Raw genomic sequence first — 18,109 nt, 5'->3', positions numbered from 1 at the left:
TGGGATGGAAAAAACGATAACGGTACTACCGGGAGATGGAATTGGTCCAGAAGTAACGCAAGCAGCCGTAAAGGTGCTTCAAGCAGTTGCTCATCGCTACAATCATACGTTTAATCTGCAATATGCGCTGATTGGTGGTGCGGCAATTGATGCGAAGGAAAATCCTCTTCCACAAGAAACAATTGATGCATGTAGTCAAAGTGATGCCATCCTTTTAGGCGCAGTAGGTGGGCCAAAATGGGATCAAAATCCATCTCATTTACGCCCTGAAAAAGGATTATTAGCAATCCGTAAGCATTTCGGTTTATATGCAAATATTCGTCCTGTAAAAGCTATTCCAGCATTACTTGATGCATCTCCACTTAAGAAAGAAGTTGCAAAGGATGTGGACTTAGTAATCGTTCGTGAATTAACAGGCGGTCTGTATTTCGCTGAACCACGTAAGAAAACAAACGACTATGCGTTTGACACGCTTGTTTATACAAGAAAGGAAATTGAACGTATCGTCGATACAGCTTTCCAAATTGCTAGAAGTCGCAAAGGTAAACTAGCATCCGTTGATAAAGCAAATGTCCTTGATTCTAGTAAACTATGGCGTGAAATCGTAGAAGAGAAAAAACAAGGATATCCAGACGTAGATGTAGAGCATATGCTTGTTGATTCTACTGCAATGAAATTAATTACAAAGCCAGGAGCTTTCGATGTCATCGTTACGGAAAATATGTTTGGTGATATTTTAAGTGATGAGGCATCTGTAATTACTGGTTCTCTAGGAATGCTACCATCAGCAAGTACACGTGAGGATGGCTTCGGTTTATATGAACCAGTACACGGATCAGCTCCTGATATTGCAGGGCAAAACAAAGCGAATCCAGCGGCAACGATTCTTTCTGTGGCAATGATGCTTCGTGAAGCATTCCAACTTGAAACAGAAGCAGCAGCAGTGGAAGAAGCAGTGTTTAATGTATTAAATGATGGAAATCTTACAGGTGATTTACAAGTAGAAGGAAAACGAGCGCTTTCTACAACAGAATGGACAGCAAAAGTATTAGAAGAGTTAGACTCAGAATTTGTATCTGAAAGCATAATGTTTTCTTATGTCTAACCAAAAGGAGAGGGACTAAATGGCAAAAACGATTATTGAGAAAATTTGGGATGAACACATTGTATACGAGGAAGAGGGTAAACCAGACCTTCTCTATATCGATTTACACTTGCTCCATGAAGTGACATCTCCTCAGGCTTTTGAAGGGCTACGACTAAATAATCGTAAGGTTCGTCGTCCGGATCTTTGCTTCGCAACGATGGATCATAACGTTCCAACACGAAACAGAGAGCAGATAAAGGATGTTATTGCACGTAAACAAATAAGTACGCTTCAACAAAACTGCGAAGAGTTTGGTGTCCCTCTTGCCAATATGGATCATCCCGATCAAGGGATTGTCCATATTATTGGTCCAGAGCTTGGTCTAACACAACCAGGTAAAACAATTGTATGTGGGGATAGTCATACATCGACTCATGGTGCCTTTGGTGCCATTGCCTTTGGTATTGGTACAAGTGAAGTAGAACATGTGCTATCTACGCAAACACTATGGCAAGCGAAGCCGAAAACGATGGAAATCAAAGTAACAGGTGAACTTGGGTTTGGCGTAGCTGCTAAAGATATAATTCTAGCGATTATTTCAAAATTCGGTATCGATATGGGTACTGGATATATCGTGGAATATACAGGTGAGGCAATTCGTAAATTGTCGATGGAAGAGCGAATGACCATTTGTAATATGTCAATTGAAGCAGGAGCACGTGCAGGTTTGATTAGCCCAGATGAAACAACGGTTGAATTCCTTAGAGGACGTGAGCATGTTCCAACAGGTGAAGCATTTGAAAAAGAAGCAGCTCGTTGGATAGCTCTAGCTACAGACGAAGGGGCAACTTACGATAAAACAGTAGAAATCTCTGCAGATGAAATCGAACCTTTTGTAACATGGGGAACTAATCCTTCGATGGGCTCAGGTGTTTCTAAGCACATTCCATTTACAAAAGATTTTTCGGAAACAAGCGATCAACAAGCGCATGAAAAAGCACTTGCATATATGGGTCTCCAAGAGGGAATGCCTTTAGAGGAAATTCAAATAAGCAATGTATTTATCGGTTCTTGTACAAATGCTCGCCTAAGCGATTTACGTGCAGCAGCCAATGTGATCGAAGGCCGTCAAGTACATCCGAATGTGAAGGCGATCGTCGTTCCAGGATCAAAAACAGTGAAAAAACAAGCCGAACAAGAAGGCATCGACAAAATATTCCTTGATGCAGGATTTGAATGGCGCGAATCTGGTTGCAGTATGTGTCTAGCGATGAATGACGATGTTGTACCAGCTGGTGAACATTGTGCATCTACATCTAACCGAAACTTTGAAGGTCGTCAAGGTGCTGGGTCGAGAACTCATCTAATGAGTCCTGCAATGGCAGCTGCTGCAGCTATCGAAGGTCATATTGTAGATATTCGCAAATTTCAACTAGTGAATGCGTAAGGAGGAAAACCCATGGAGCCTATTAATGAAATCAAAAGTGTTATAACACCTTTAAATCAAAAAAATGTAGATACGGACCAAATCATTTCGAAAGAATTTTTAAAAAGAATTGAACGTACAGGATTCGGCAAATATTTATTTTACCACTGGCGCTTTGACGCACAAGGAAATCCAATCCAAAATTTCGTTTTAAATGACGAGCGTTATAAAGAATCTACTATATTAGTAGCACATGAGAACTTTGGATGTGGATCTTCACGTGAGCATGCACCTTGGTCCATTTTAGATTACGGCTTCCGTGTAGTTATTGCTCCAAGTTTCGCGGATATTTTCTACAATAACTGCATGAAAAATGGACTTCTTCCTATAAAATTGTCCGTAGATGAGGTAGAAGCACTTTTAAGTAATGAAGAATACAACGTAGAAGTAAACTTAGAAGCACAAACAGTTACTGGTGCAGACGGTGTAGTTTATTCATTCGATATCGATCCATACCAAAAGAAAATGCTTTTAAATGGTTGGGATGAAATTTCATTGACCTTCCAATACGAAGATCATATTAAAGCTTACGAATTAAAAAAGCATCAGGCGGTCTAAGACTGACAATGCGTAATCTGTTTTATTAAAATTAGTAAACTAGGAGATGGTTTTGTTGGGAATTCATACGACACTGTAGGTTTATATCGGGCAACTGAAAAAGTAGCAGAGTTCGTTCATCGGACACCATGTAAAAAGTCGACTACTTTGAATGAAATCAGTGGAAGAAAAGTATTTCTAAAAATGGAAAACTTGCAAAAAACGGGTTCATTTAAAATTCGAGGAGCAATGAATAAAGTTTCACAGCTTACGGAAGCCGAATGCTCAAAAGGTTTAATCGCAGCTTCCGCAGGAAATCATGCGCAAGGTGTCGCTTACGCTGGAAAAGCGCGAAATGTGCCTGTAACGATTTTCATGCCAATTGGAACTCCAGTAGCAAAAGTGGATGCCACTAAAGGGTATGGGGCGACGGTCAAGCTAGTGGGGCAAAATTTTGATGAGGCATATGTTGCAGCTAGAGAAGAACAGCTTCGAACTGGAGCAACATTTATTCATCCATTTGACGATTTAGCCGTAATAGAAGGCCAGGCAACGGTAGCAATGGAAATGCTGCAACAACGACCGGAACTTGACACAATTGTCGTACCTGCTGGGGGAGGGGGATTACTTGCAGGCACATTGCTTGCAGTAAAATCCTCTCGCCCAGATATCCGTGTCATTGGTGTTCAGTCTATCAATTCAGCTGCAATTGCAGTTGCTTATAAAGGAAAGAACGCAGCTTTACTACCATACCAAGGTAAAACGATTGCTGAGGGCATAAACGTGAAAGTCCCTGGAAAGCTAACAATGAACATTATTCATTCCCTTGTGGACGACATCATCACAGTGACCGAGCAGGAGATTGCATCTGCAATTCTCTTTATGCTAGAACGCGAAAAAACGCTCATAGAAGGTGCAGGAGCCGCAGCTGTAGCGGCAGTGTTGAGTCACCACATCCCATCTTCCGCTGGGAACGTTGGAGTAATCGTGAGTGGAGGAAATTTCGATATTGGCAAACTAACCGAATGTCAGCAAATGTCCATTCAAGTCCCAATGGCAAAATAAAAATATTGAAACCGCTAGTTAAATCATCTAGCGGTTTTTTTATGGTTTGGAGTTCTATCCAGAGTGAGATATCGTGGTTCAACTTGTGAACTAGTGAGTAAATAGTTCAATGTTGCGAATACTAATGATTATATAGCGAGTAAAGATGGGAAAGTAGCGACTAACAACATCCTTCCACTACATATCAAAATTTACCGATTAAGTTACTTGACTTTATTAACTAACTAAAATATAATAACTTACTATAAGTAACTAATGATAGGAGTAATAAAAATGAAATATCAAAATAAACCTTACACTTTCGTAGAACTAGTAGAATTAAAAGTATCAGATTTAGAGCGTTCACTTAGTTATTATCAAGAAATAATTGGTTTTAAAATACTAGAGAAGCAAGAAAATAAAGCACTATTAACAGCTGATGGTAAAACGGCTCTTCTTTCTCTTGAACAAAGAGCAAATAGTTTGCCTAAAACACAAAAAACAACCGGTTTGTATCACTTTGCGCTATTATTACCTTCTCGTGCAGATTTGGGTGCAGTATTAAAGCATTTCATTGAAATTAATGAGCGAGTTGGAGCAGGAGATCATTTAGTGAGTGAAGCATTGTATTTAAATGATCCGGATGGTAACGGCATCGAAATTTATAGTGACCGTCCAGATACTGAGTGGACATGGAACGGTGAATTTGTAGCGATGGATACGCTTCAAATAGATGCACAAGGCATTTTAGCTGCTGGAGCGAGTACTAAGTGGGAAGGTTTACCGGAAGGTACTGTAATGGGACATATTCACTTACACGTTAGTGAATTAGGTGAAACAGAGAAGTTTTATAAATTGTTAGGATTTGAGGTTGTTACACCTAATTATCCAGGAGCACTCTTCATGTCCACTGGTAAATACCATCACCATATCGGACTAAACACATGGGCTGGGGTAGGTGCACCGCCAGCTGGAGAAAACGTAGTCGGTCTTGAAGCATTTTCATTGGTTTATCCGAGCAAGGAAGTCTTAGATACAACCGTTGAAAATTTAAAAACAAACAATATCGATGTAGTTGAAGAAAACGGAATTTTAATCACAAAAGATCCATCCCAAAACAAAATCAAATTAATCGTTAAATAATAACAAAAGAGTGACTTCATTTAGATGAAGTCACTCTTTTTCTGTATAAAGGTAATCTATTCCTTCAAGTTAGCAAATAATTGGCAGCCAATTTACATGTAAAGCAAACATTGTCCACTTAATAGCAACTAACTGTTATTTCTAATCTTCTCCCTCACAACGCCTTCAGCATTCCGCCATCTATCACTAGGTTCTGTCCAGTCATATATGTATTCGCTTCTGAACACAAAAATACGATGACTTTTGCAAATTCTTCTGGCTCGCCGTATCTTCCAATGGGAATTATTTGCTCATTCCCCTCTCGGATCTCCTCCAATGTTACATTTTTCTTGTCTGCTGCTAGTTGATCTAGCTCTGTGACACGGTCAGTTTGTATTCGACCTGGTCCGACAGTGTTGATTAATATATTGTTTACTGCATATTCACGAGCAATACTTTTGGAAAGTCCAACCATCCCTAATCTGAATGTATTCGACAAGATAAGACCGTCTAGCACTTCTTTTGTAGAGGAGGAAGAAATATTGACGATTCTGCCAAAATTTTGTTCTTTCATGAAGGGGAGGGCTAATCGAATAGTGCGAATATAGCTTAGTAGATTTTTTTCGAACGAGGCTTTCCAATCGTCATCATTTACTTGACCAAAGCCACCAGGAGTAGGCCCACCTGCATTATTTATAAGAATATCCACCCCGCCAAGTTTAGCGTTAGCTGTCTCAAAGAGACGATTGATGTCGTTTTCCTTCGTTACATCGCATACAGAAAAATAGACATTATTATTGTTACTTACCTGTTTAATTTCCTCGGAAGCTTTTTTAAGTTCATCTTCGTTTCGACTTGAAATGAGTACTTTCGAGCCTTCTCTTGCAAATTGAAGTGCCGTCGCTTTGCCTAGTCCTTTACTGGATGCCATAACGATGACACGTTTATCGGTTAGTCCTAAATTCATGTTCATACTTCCTTTCACTGTGTAATTACTCTATCCTACATAGAATATTCAGATTTGTCTTCTAAACTCTTTTGTAAAAGTATTGTAAAGATTGCTAGATTGCATACTTTTGAGGTAATCCCCGTGCTATATTTTTCAGTAGGAGGTCTGAATACCTGTGAAAAAGTGGTCTAGTATTCCATTGCGTATGAAGTATTTAATAGCTATTTTTAGTTCTTTTTTCTTATTTGGTACGATGGCGGTGATTTTGATTATACAAGTTATACATAATCAAGAATTATCAGACCAGTTGGAAATCTCCTCACATAATGTCGAAAAAGCTGATATTATGAAGGCTGAAGTAGCGAGTTTGTATATTGCTATTTCGCATTATGCAGGAGATCCATTACCAGAATTTGAAGAAGGCTACGAAACGAGAAAAGCAAGTCTTGAAGAGCTTACACAAACAAGCCGTGAAAAAATTCAACACTTAGACTGGGATGCTTTTTCGAAAACGTTAAATGGCATGTATACGACGTATGAAAATAACTTAAAAAAATCAGTTGAAAAGAAGGATAATGTAGCAAAGCGTAGACAACTAAAGGCAATGAATGAGGAACAACTACAACTAACAGAAATGCTCAATGAGACAAGAAGGCTGGAATCGGAAAATCGACAATCAATTATTCATCAAATGAACCAAAGCCAACAAAGTATGATTTTAGTCGTTATCGCATCCTTCTTAATCGCTGGGGTATTATCTGCAGCTTTGTTATTCTTAACAAATAGACAAATAAAAGAACAATTAGTGAAAGTAGCTTCCACTGCGAAAGAAATAGCAACTGGAAATTTACAAATAAAACCACTCACTATATCTACAAAAGATGAGATTGGTGAAGTTTCTGTTGCAATGAATGAAATGCAAACGAACTTGAAAGACATGGTACATATCATTAAACAAATTGCAGAAAAACTAAGCAAAGATAGTACAATATTAAAAGACTATTCGCATGAAACGGTGGCAAGTACTGACACTGTGCAAACAGCAATCCATGAAACTACTAACAATATGATAGAACAAAAAGATGCTTCTATTGGAATAAGAGCATTTTTAGAAGAATTCTCACGTACTTTTGGAGAAGTTACTGACAAAGCAGTGGAATTGAATAACCATGCATCAATAGCTGTGCAAATAGCGGATGAAAGTGCGGATACAATGAAAAAAGCAGCAATTGAAGCTGGAAGATTACGTGCTTTATTTAAAGCGGCAGATAAAGAGCGAAAGCTATTACAAGAAAGAACGGAAGAAATTGCTCGTATGACTACTATTGTACAAACCATTTCAAAACAAACGAATTTACTTGCATTGAATGCTGGAATTGAAGCAGCACGTTCAGGGATACATGGTAAAGGATTTGCAGTTGTTGCTGAAGAAGTGAAAAAACTAGCTGATGAAGTCTCTACTACAGCAAATACGATCCATGAAATTTCTACTTCGATTACATTACAAGGAAATGAAATGGAAAAAGTATTTTCAGAAGGATTGTCCACCTCTAAGCATAATGCGGCGACATTTCAATTATTACATGAGAAATTAGATGAAATAGTATCTTTTATTCGCGAATCAAAAATTCAAAACGAGCATATGGCCGACTCTATTATTACAATTGAGCAAGAAAAAAATACATCAGAGAAGCTAATTTTTGCACTAACTGAATCCATTGAAGAAAATACGGCTCATATGGAGCGAACGGTTCAACTGCTTACCTCTAATGTCCAAGCGATAGAATCCTTATCGGATCTTATTAATGAAGTTAGTGAGCAAGCTACTATATTAGAGGAATCTACTTCTCGTTTTGCAATGTAAAAAAAGCCTAAAAGGTCATCAAAATGACTTTTTAGGCTATTATTTGATAAATCCAATATTATTTAGGACTTTTGGGTATTGTAGTAGTGATTTTAGGACTAACAAACAAAAGGTTTTGTAACACAATTGTTACACAAATGTAAAATTAAAATGGAATATTTAGTGGTAAGATGAATTTAGTTAATTTTTCAGAAAACTTTAGCCACATGGGGGAACAACATGAATTTCAAATCCACGTCTAAAAAGATCATTACTATATGTTTATTATCTACACTTTTAGTTACAGCACCATTCGCAGGAAATACTGAAGCTTCAACTGCAGTAAATTCAGATGAACTAGTAGCAACAGCTAAAAACTTAATAGGAATAAAATATCGTGGTGGTGGGACAACTAAAGCTGGATTTGATTGTTCCGGATTTGTAAATTACGTGTTTGATGATTTAGGAATCGACCTTCCAAGAACTTCTGTTGGTATGCATAGTTCAGGGGATAAAGTTAGTAAAGAGGATTTAAAATCGGGTGATTTAGTATTCTTTAACACTTCTGGCAAAGGTGTTTCACATGTTGGTATATACATAGGAGATGGTAAATTTATTCATTCTTCCTCATCAAAAGGTGTGAAAGTTGATAAGTTGAGTGACCCATATTATTGGGGAAAACGCTATGTTGGTGCTAAACGAGTGGCAGAAGTAACTGTAGCTGTAAACAAATAAAACATATAAATAATTGCTCTATCGTATAATTTACGGTAGAGTATTTTTTTATTTTGGGTAAAATCACATTTATTTGAAAATATACTTTTCCTTCGCCATAATAAAGGAAAGATTTTGTAATAAGATTTTGTCAAAGGGGTGAATAAATTGCTCTATAAACGAAACGAATATTTTAGGTATACGTTCGAAGAACCATTTGAGGCAACTTTTCGATTAATAAAAGACGCAAGTGAAACATCGCCTGAAGAAATTTCTAAAAAAGGTAATTGTAAAATGATTGATATTAGCCCAAAAGGGGTAAAGATGTATTCGGAGCTGTTAATAGCCATTGATAAATTAAACCATGTAGAACTTCAATTTCAATTAGATGAGGAGCCGATCCAGATTATTGGTGAATTTATATGGTCTCGTCGTCAAAAAGAAGGGTTTGAATATGGTATAAGGCTAATGGGCGATGAGGTTAGTGAAAGTTTAATCATCAGTGAACTAAAAAGCAGACGTAAAAAAGAACTGGAACTTAAGAAGTAAAGCTTATTCCAAAGTTCGACAAAACTTAAAATTTTCTTTTTAAAAGAAGGATATTTTAAGGTGTATGTAGAAAAATAATATAAGCGTTATATTAAAGGAGGAGTTTACATGTTGAACTTTAACATTCGTGGAGAAAATATTGAGGTGACTCCTGCAATTCGAGAATATGTCGAGGGGAAAGTTGAGAAAGTTGCCCGATACTTTAACGAAGAGATCCAAGCTACTGCCAATGTAAATCTGAAAGTGTATAATGATAAGCAGACGAAGGTTGAAGTAACTATTCCTATGAAAAATCTAACTCTTCGTGCAGAAGAGCGAAACGCGGATATGTATGCTGCAATTGATTTAATAGTTGATAAATTAGAACGTCAAATTCGTAAATACAAAACAAAAGTAAACCGTAAATTCCGTGAACGCGAAGGGGTAGCAGCTTATTTTGCTAGCGTGGACTCTCCTGATACATCAGTGGAACAGAATGAAGAAGATGAATACAATATTGTTCGTACAAAGCAATTTGATCTTAAACCAATGGACCATGAAGAAGCTGTATTACAAATGAATATGTTAGGCCATAATTTCTATATCTTTACAGATGCAGAATCCAATGGAACTAACATTGTGTATAAACGGAAAGATGGTAAGTACGGTTTAATTGAAACAAACTAATCTGACTGTTTACAAGCGTTTTCATGCTTCGTTACTTGCACCTGCGGTTACTCATCGCAAACAAGAACGACAAGCGATTTCATCCAGTTAGATAATATATCCTAACTCTCCTCCATGCAAGAGGAGAGTTTTTTTATGTTAATATAAAGGTGAAAGAAAATCTTTACTCCTGCAATTTTAGCGCAAACAACCTCTTTGTGAACCGACATGTTGTTTGCACCACTATGTAACGAATGGTAAAATGGGGAGTAAGACTAAATGGGAAGTGAAAAATAGATGCTTGGTGTATTAAATAAAGTATTCGATTTAAATAAACGTGACCTTAAACGACTAGAAAAAGTCGCTGATAAAGTAGAAGCCTTAGCTACAGAAATGGAAGCAAAGACTGATGATGAATTACGTGCTAAAACCGACGAATTTCGTACACGCTATGCAAACGGAGAAACATTAGATGGATTATTGCCAGAAGCATTTGCAGTAGTGCGTGAAGGGGCAAGACGTGTTCTAGGGTTGTATCCTTTCCGAGTGCAAATCATGGGTTCTGTTGCGCTTCATGAAGGAAATATTGCAGAGATGAAAACAGGGGAAGGGAAAACACTTACTTCTACTATGTCTGTATACTTAAATGCCATTCCTGGACTTGGCTCACACGTTGTAACTGTCAACGAATACTTATCAAGTCGTGATGCGACGGAAATGGGACAACTGTTTGAGTTTTTAGGGATGACTGTTGGCTTAAATTTAAATTCATTGTCTAAAGAAGAAAAACGTGAAGCTTACGCTTGCGACATAACATACTCTACTAATAATGAACTAGGTTTTGACTACTTACGCGATAATATGGTGTTGTACAAGGAAGATAAAGTTCAACGTCCACTTCATTATGCAGTAATAGATGAAGTTGACTCCATCTTAATTGATGAAGCAAGAACGCCATTAATTATTTCTGGACAAGCAAATAAGGCAGCTCTTCTTTATAAACAAGCTAATGCTTTCGTTCGGACTTTAACGAAAGAAATAGACTATACCTATGAAGAATCAACAAAAGGTGTAACTTTAACAGATACTGGTGTTGAAAAAGTAGAAAAAGCATTTGGTATTGAAAACTTGTTTGATTTAACACATGTTCGTTTAAATCACGCAGTCAATCAATCATTAAAAGCACATGTCTCCATGCACCTCGATGTAGATTATGTAGTTCAAGATGAAGAAGTTGTTATCGTTGACTCATTTACTGGACGTCTAATGAAAGGACGTCGTTATAGTGACGGTCTTCATCAAGCAATCGAAGCAAAAGAAGGCTTAGAAATTCAAAATGAATCGATGACAATGGCAACCATTACATTCCAAAATTTCTTCCGTATGTACGACAAATTATCAGGTATGACTGGTACAGCGAAAACAGAGGAAGAGGAATTCCGTAATATTTACAATATGAATGTTATTGCTATTCCAACGAATCGCCCAATTATGAGAGACGACCGTGCAGACTTAATATACGCATCGATGAATGGCAAGTTTGAAGCTGTTGCGGCTGATATTGCCGAGAGAAATAAAAATGGTCAACCTGTTTTGATTGGTACTGTAGCCATTGAAACATCTGAAATTATTTCCAATTTGTTAACAAAACACGGTATTAAGCATAATGTATTAAATGCGAAAAATCATGAACATGAAGCAGAAATAATTGCAACAGCAGGTCATATGGGCTCTGTAACAATTGCTACGAACATGGCTGGTCGTGGTACAGATATTAAACTTGGCGAAGGTGTTATTGAAGTCGGTGGATTGGCTGTTATCGGTACAGAACGCCATGAGTCTAGACGTATTGATAATCAGCTTCGCGGACGTTCTGGGCGTCAAGGAGATCCAGGTATTACGCAGTTCTATCTATCAATGGAAGACGAGTTGATGCGTCGTTTTGGTTCAGATAATATGCGTAATATGATGTCGAAGCTTGGCATGGATGATTCACAACCAATCCAATCTAAGATGGTTTCTCGCGCAGTAGAATCAGCGCAAAAACGTGTAGAAGGTAATAACTTTGATTCTCGAAAACGTCTATTGCAATATGATGACGTATTACGTCAGCAACGTGAGATCATCTACAAAGAGCGTAATGAAGTATTAGAAACAGAGAATATGCGTGCACTAGTGGAATCCATGATTTTCGGAGTAATTGAACGCTTAGTCGGATCCTTTACAAACTCTGAAAATAAAGCGGAGTGGAATTTAAAAGGAATTGAAGACTATATCAATGCGAATTTATTGCCAGAAGGTATTATTTCACAACAAAGTTTAGAGGGTTTATCTTCGGAAGAAATCATCGATAAACTTAAAGAAGAAGTAATTCGTTTCTATGATGCAAAAGAGGAAGATCTATCTGCTGAACGTATGCGTGAATTCGAAAAAGTAGTGTTACTACGTTCGATAGACTCGAAATGGATCGATCATATCGATGCAATGGATCAGCTTCGTCAAGGTATTCATTTACGAGCTTATGGACAAAACGATCCACTACGTGAGTACCAAAGTGAAGGTTTTGCGATGTTTGAGGCAATGGTGGAAGCGATTCAAGAGGACGTTGCAAAATATGCAATGAAAGCGGAGATTCGCAATAACCTCGAGCGCGAAGAAGTAGCAAAAGGTCAAGCAGTGAATCCGAAAGAGGATGGAGAAGCTGTAAAGAAAAAACCTGTTCGCAATGAAGCGGCGGTCGGGCGAAATGATTTATGTCCTTGTGGAAGCGGGAAGAAGTTTAAAAACTGTCACGGAGCTGTACAGTAATAAACGATAACTCAAGCGTCTATGTCTGCTTTTTTACGTAAAGTGACTAGGCGCTTGAAATCTGAGTAAATGTAAGAGAATTTAAGAAAGTCGGAGGCAATATAAAATGGTGGAAATAGCAGCGATACGAAATGAATTAGATCGAACAGCAGGTAAATTGGAAGACTTTAGGGGGTCTCTTTGACTTAGAAAACAAAGAGGTTCGTATACAAGAATTAGAAGAAATGATGACTTTTCCGGACTTTTGGGATGACTCCCAAGGTGCTCAGAAAGTAATCAATGAGATGAATGGATTAAAAGGGATCGTAGAGCAATACAAAGACCTTGTATCCACACAAGAAAATCTAGAAATGACGCTTGAATTAATTAAAGAAGAACCAGATGAAGAATTACAAGAAGAGCTTGGTGTTGAACTAAAAGATTTCAGTAGTAAACTTGGAGACTTTGAATTGCAAATGCTATTAAGTGAAGAATATGATAAGCATAATGCTATTCTAGAGTTACATCCAGGAGCTGGTGGAACAGAGTCACAAGACTGGGGTTCTATTTTACTTCGTATGTATCAGCGCTGGGCAGATAAACATGGCTTTAAAGTTGAAACAATTGATTATTTACCAGGTGATGAAGCAGGTATTAAATCGGTTACGTTGCTAATAAAAGGACATAATGCATATGGCTATTTAAAAGCAGAAAAGGGTGTACACCGTCTTGTACGTATTTCACCTTTTGACTCATCAGGCCGTAGACATACATCTTTTGTTTCATGTGAAGTAATGCCAGAGTTTAACGACGAAATAGAAATTGAGATTCGTAATGAAGATTTGAAAATTGATACGTATCGTGCAACTGGTGCCGGTGGTCAGCATATCAATACTACCGATTCTGCAGTTCGTATTACCCATCTACCAACCAACACAGTTGTTACTTGTCAAACCGAACGTTCACAGATTAAAAACCGTGAACACGCGATGAAATTATTAAAATCTAAATTGTACCAATTGAAAATTGAAGAGCAAGAAGCACAACTTGCTGAAATCCGTGGTGAACAAAAGGAAATCGGATGGGGAAGTCAAATTCGATCTTATGTATTCCACCCATATTCAATGGTAAAAGATCATCGTACAAATGAAGAGAGTGGTAACGTTCACGCTGTGGTGGACGGAGAACTAGACCAATTTATTCATGCCTATTTACGATCAAAAATAAATTAATAGACGAATCATACTTCGATGTTATAATTAGGTAACATTGGAGTATTTTTTTGTCTTTAATTTGAATATTTTGGAGGATAGCGGGATGAATATCGTAGACATTAAGAAACAGGATTTACAAAAGAAAAACTTTATTTTATTTTTAGCTTATGGACTGGCAGGAACTTTAGGTCTCCTTGCGCAAATTTTGTTAAAGCAAGACAACGCTGTTATTATCTCCATTGGGGTACCACTAATTTTAACTGTCGCGATTTATTTTCTAACTAGATTAACAAACAAATTAGCAATTATTTTTCCGTATATTGTCATTATTTCAGGTACAATCACTGCGACGGGAACATCTTATTTTTATGAAGTCAGTATCGCTTCAATTGTTTTAGCACTTTTTGTACTAATATTAAGCAGTTTACACAACAATCAGGGAGTATTTTTATTTGGCTACATTTTTTCTGTTCTTGCAATGATCGTAAATGTTTTATTTGATACAACTGGTATTTTTGAAGGTAAAACGATTAATGTCTTTTTTGTACAATTTATAATGGCTCTAGGTATTTTTCTACAAGTTAGGCAAAGTAAAGCATTATTTACTAATGTTGAGAATTTAGTAGGTAATGCGGAAATGAAAGCAAAAGATGAGGAATTACATAAACAACATCTTCAAACCGCCGTGACAACCATTACAACTAATTTGGAACAAATACGCAATAGTACACATGCTTCTATCTATTCTCAGCAAGAGATGCTTCAGGCAGTAGATGAAGTAAGCATTGGCTCTCAACGACAAGCAGATCATGTAGTAGATATTGTAAAGAATACAGAGGCTACAACAGATTCTGTAAAAGAAATGGTAGGTCATTTAAACGCAATTGTCCGTCAAGCAGAAATAGCTGAAAAAAATGCAGCCGATGGCTCCGAAGTAATGAATAAGATGAAAAATGAGATAGATCAATTTACAGTATTTTTTGTTGAGTTGAATAAAACATTCAATGATCTTTCCAATAAAATCAATGAAACAAATGAATTTGCGAGTACTATTCGAAAAATAACCGAGCAAACCAATTTATTAGCATTAAACGCATCTATTGAAGCTGCGAGAGCTGGAGAACAAGGAAAAGGTTTTGCAGTAGTTGCTGAAGAAATAAGGAAATTAGCTGGAGTGACAGATCAGTCTCTAGAAAAAATAGATACAAACTTAAACGAAGTAAATAAATATAATGAAGCAGCATTGGGTAAACTAGAAATAGGTGTTACTCAAATTTATTCCCAAGTACAAACGGCAGATAAGTCGAATAAGTCATTCAACGAGTTATTTGAGACAATGCAATCTTTACAAAATGAACTATCAAAATTTTTAAAAGATGTGGATGCAATTGCTGAAAATAGTGAAGCTATCCAAACGAGTACGAACGAATTTGCAGCTATTATAGAAGAAAGCACCGCTGCAGTTGAAGAGCTTAATGCAACTTTAGTTAATATTACGGACGAACAAAAGACAATTGCAAAATATATCGATGAAACATACGAAGAAACACATTTAATTAAGAAATGAGAGAAGATGCCCATCACATTGGGTAGGCTGTAGACAAACTCTAAGGATTTTGAGTTTATCTACAGTCTTTTTTTCAATTAAAATAATGATAAAAATTCCGCTCCCGGCGGACGCTTTCCGCGGGCGGGGCCGAGCCGCTTCCTTCGCAAAGCTCAGTCCAGGGTCTCGACTGTCCCGCTTTTCCCGCTGGAGTCGTCGCCTCCGCTCCTATCAATATATTAGATGATTACATAATGATATAAGTTAAGCATCAAAAATAGAGTTGAGTCGAATAGACAAATACAGGTCAGCAGACAACAGCCCATTATCTATTATTTCTTCAAGACGATAGAGGCGAGCGCCCATAAGCGTAAGTACGATAAGAAAGTGGTGGTTCGTAAAGAAACCAGTACTTATATGAAATGATTCCAATTGAACTCAATCTAGATAGGGGGGAACAAGGAGGACTAACGCCAATAAAAAATCAGATTCAGGAATCTGTGCTAACTGTCATTTTCTCTCCAACTGTACCGAGAGTAGAAATCATCAAAAGCTGATTCAGCGTCAAATTTGGAAGACTATGTAGAAGAAGCAGATCATCTTCGCCACTATGATGAGATAAACAAATATATAGAAAGCGTAAAGAAACGGTTGAAATTGGATAAAAGCTTATATATAGGGGAAAAATACAATGAATATTGCTTTACACTTAAATTGGGTTAGTCACAATGGCGAAATATGTCAAAAATGAAGTGACTAATTGTTTCATTCATTATTTTGATGTTTTTATCATCCTTTTCTATTAACTAAAGATTAATTCTTCCTTAGTATATAGAAGCTTTTTTGGTTTGGAGAAGCGTCCGCTCGACTCCTGCGGGAAAGCGAGTTAGACGAGACCCTGCAGGAGCGTAGCGACGAAGCGGCTCGGACCTCGCCCGCGGAGAGCGAGCGGTAAGCTTCGGAAAATATGATCTATCTCACATTTTGTCTACACTCTTAGGATGCCGGTTGGCATCTTTTTTGGTTAAGAAGGAAACGGCCGTATAACGTCTAACATAGTGCTAATACTTTAGATAATGATAGAAACACGAGAATGCTGAATAATTCCATCGAAACAATCAATCACTTTATCCATTTATCGCGTCACTTTGCTGAAGTTCACAAAGTCCTCATCAGTTGTTATACTAGTTCGGGCTATATAAGTATTTTGAAACGAAAGAGGATAAAATATGTCTACAAATCAAAGAATACACAAAGAGCTTCCGCCTTTATGGGAACAAGGAAGAGATTATTTATATGTCATAATTGGTGCGGCGATTATTGCAATTGGATTTAATGTTTTTTTATTACCAAACCAAGTTGCTTCGGGTGGAGTAAGTGGGATAAGTACTATTTTAAAAGGCGTTTTTGGCTGGGAGCCAGGAATTGTTCAATATTCATTTAATATCCCGTTATTTATTGCTGGTCTATTTTTTCTTGGTGCTAAGTTCGGCATCAAATCTTTAGTAGGAACTCTTACACTCCCTGCAGTTGTTTTATTATCTTCTAGTTGGGAACCATGGACAACGAATCCACTGTTAGGTGCTTTGTTTGGAGGAATCACGGTAGGTCTTGGATTAGGAATCGTGTTTCGAGGTGGTGCATCTACAGGAGGTACTGATTTAGCAGCTCAAATTATTACAAAGTATACTGGATTTTCTCTTGGAACAAGTGTGTTATTAATTGATGGTTTAATTGTACTTAGTGCTGCCATCGTGTTTGATATTGAAAAAGCACTTTATGCATTGATTGGATTGTTTGTAACGACGAAGACCATTGATTTAGTTCAACTTGGATTTAGTCAATCTAAAATGATTTACATAATTACGAATAAACAAGAGGAAATAAGGGATGCTATATATAAAGAAATAGACAGAGGGGTGACAAAACTTCCTGCAATTGGGGGATACACTGAGGAAGAACGACCAATATTGTTAGTAGTTGCCTATCAAACCGAATTCACAAAACTGAAACAAATTGTCAAAACGCATGACCCACAAGCCTTTGTGATTGTTTCAAGTGCATACGAGGTGCTAGGGGAAGGTTTTAAAAGGAACTAACTTTGGTATACTAAGAATGCAAAGCAATATTAGTTAAGGGAGGAAAAAACATGAATAAAAAATTATTAGCAGTAATTCTTGGTGCTGGTTTAATGTTAGCGGCATGTGGCGGCGGAGATGAAGAAGCAGAACCCGCAGATACAGGTACAACTGAAACTGAAACTGAAACCGCAACTGTTGATCCCGAAAAAATTGTAAATGCAAAATGTACAAGCTGTCATGGCGGAAATTTAGAGGGACAAGGAAACTTCCCAGCACTTAATGATGTAGGAACTCGTTTATCTAATGATGAAATTTTAAATGTAATTGAAAACGGTAGAGGTGCAATGCCAGGTGGTCTTGTTACCGGAGAAGACGCAGAAGCTGTTGCGGCATGGTTAGCTGAGAAGAAATAATTATAAGTTCTGTTTTCTGTCAACAATTTAATGTTTTTTACAAAAATCAATTGCTTTTTTAAGCAATTGATTTTTTTTGTTAATAAAGAAGG

The 18,109-nt window shown here is 37.3% G+C and carries 15 protein-coding genes and 1 pseudogene; 15 read left to right on the top strand and 1 reads right to left on the bottom strand.

Annotated features, from left to right (window positions below; all coding sequences use genetic code 11):
* Positions 1-4 precede the first annotated feature (4 nt).
* The 5 genes from leuB (at position 5) to PGC35_RS01340 (ending at position 5,297) form a co-directional block, all read left to right on the top strand.
* Positions 5-1,105 (top strand): 3-isopropylmalate dehydrogenase, encoded by a 1,101-nt coding sequence (gene leuB / locus PGC35_RS01360; protein WP_375217875.1) that lies wholly within the window; start codon positions 5-7, stop codon positions 1,103-1,105.
* A 19-nt stretch (positions 1,106-1,124) separates the two neighbouring features.
* Positions 1,125-2,534 carry a 3-isopropylmalate dehydratase large subunit gene (gene leuC / locus PGC35_RS01355; protein ID WP_375217874.1) on the top strand — a complete coding sequence of 470 codons (1,410 nt, stop codon included), beginning with the start codon at positions 1,125-1,127 and terminating at the stop codon, positions 2,532-2,534.
* Between the two features lie 12 nt (positions 2,535-2,546).
* Positions 2,547-3,131, top strand: coding sequence for a 3-isopropylmalate dehydratase small subunit (gene leuD / locus PGC35_RS01350; protein WP_375217873.1), 585 nt, complete (start codon positions 2,547-2,549; stop codon positions 3,129-3,131).
* A 147-nt stretch (positions 3,132-3,278) separates the two neighbouring features.
* Entirely contained in the window at positions 3,279-4,175 is an 897-nt protein-coding gene (locus PGC35_RS01345) for a threonine/serine dehydratase family protein (RefSeq protein WP_375217872.1), read from the top strand.
* 273 nt (positions 4,176-4,448) lie between these two features.
* On the top strand, positions 4,449-5,297 hold the full coding sequence (locus PGC35_RS01340) for a VOC family protein (protein WP_375217871.1): 849 nt from the start codon (positions 4,449-4,451) through the stop codon (positions 5,295-5,297).
* 154 nt (positions 5,298-5,451) lie between these two features.
* On the opposite strand, the gene PGC35_RS01335 is transcribed toward PGC35_RS01340, so the two are convergent.
* Positions 5,452-6,243, bottom strand: coding sequence for an SDR family oxidoreductase (locus PGC35_RS01335; RefSeq protein ID WP_375217870.1), 792 nt, complete (start codon positions 6,241-6,243; stop codon positions 5,452-5,454).
* A gap of 157 nt (positions 6,244-6,400) precedes the next feature.
* On the opposite strand from PGC35_RS01335, the gene PGC35_RS01330 reads away from it, so the two are divergent.
* From PGC35_RS01330 to cccB, 10 genes and pseudogenes are all read left to right on the top strand, one after another.
* Entirely contained in the window at positions 6,401-8,089 is a 1,689-nt protein-coding gene (locus PGC35_RS01330) for a methyl-accepting chemotaxis protein (RefSeq protein ID WP_375217869.1), read from the top strand.
* Positions 8,090-8,308: 219 nt separating this feature from the next.
* A complete protein-coding gene (locus PGC35_RS01325; RefSeq protein ID WP_375217868.1) occupies positions 8,309-8,803 on the top strand; it encodes a C40 family peptidase in 495 nt (164 codons plus the stop codon).
* A gap of 147 nt (positions 8,804-8,950) precedes the next feature.
* Positions 8,951-9,331 carry a PilZ domain-containing protein gene (locus PGC35_RS01320; RefSeq protein WP_375217867.1) on the top strand — a complete coding sequence of 127 codons (381 nt, stop codon included), beginning with the start codon at positions 8,951-8,953 and terminating at the stop codon, positions 9,329-9,331.
* Positions 9,332-9,439: 108 nt separating this feature from the next.
* Positions 9,440-9,997, top strand: coding sequence for a ribosome hibernation-promoting factor, HPF/YfiA family (hpf, locus tag PGC35_RS01315; RefSeq protein WP_053590278.1), 558 nt, complete (start codon positions 9,440-9,442; stop codon positions 9,995-9,997).
* 276 nt (positions 9,998-10,273) lie between these two features.
* Positions 10,274-12,784, top strand: coding sequence for a preprotein translocase subunit SecA (gene secA, locus PGC35_RS01310; RefSeq protein ID WP_375217866.1), 2,511 nt, complete (start codon positions 10,274-10,276; stop codon positions 12,782-12,784).
* A 109-nt stretch (positions 12,785-12,893) separates the two neighbouring features.
* A protein-coding gene (gene prfB / locus PGC35_RS01305) for a peptide chain release factor 2 (RefSeq protein WP_156350728.1) occupies positions 12,894-13,995 on the top strand; the annotation gives its coding sequence in 2 pieces (ribosomal slippage) (positions 12,894-12,965 and positions 12,967-13,995; 1,101 coding nt in all).
* A gap of 85 nt (positions 13,996-14,080) precedes the next feature.
* On the top strand, positions 14,081-15,544 hold the full coding sequence (locus PGC35_RS01300) for a methyl-accepting chemotaxis protein (RefSeq protein WP_375217865.1): 1,464 nt from the start codon (positions 14,081-14,083) through the stop codon (positions 15,542-15,544).
* Between the two features lie 460 nt (positions 15,545-16,004).
* Positions 16,005-16,179: pseudogene (locus PGC35_RS01295) on the top strand (transposase); the annotation flags it as partial.
* A gap of 573 nt (positions 16,180-16,752) precedes the next feature.
* Complete coding sequence (locus PGC35_RS01290; protein WP_056827589.1) at positions 16,753-17,622, top strand: YitT family protein; 870 nt, start codon at positions 16,753-16,755, stop codon at positions 17,620-17,622.
* A 50-nt stretch (positions 17,623-17,672) separates the two neighbouring features.
* Positions 17,673-18,017, top strand: a complete 345-nt coding sequence (cccB, locus tag PGC35_RS01285) for a cytochrome c551 (protein ID WP_375217864.1) — start codon at positions 17,673-17,675, stop codon at positions 18,015-18,017.
* The last annotated feature ends 92 nt before the right edge of the window (positions 18,018-18,109 follow it).

Origin of the sequence: Psychrobacillus sp. PGGUH221 (assembly GCF_042055255.1) — a bacterium.
GTDB lineage: Bacteria > Bacillota > Bacilli > Bacillales_A > Planococcaceae > Psychrobacillus.
Note: the sequence above shows the minus strand (reverse complement) of the source record. Positions and strands in the feature narration are given on the sequence as shown.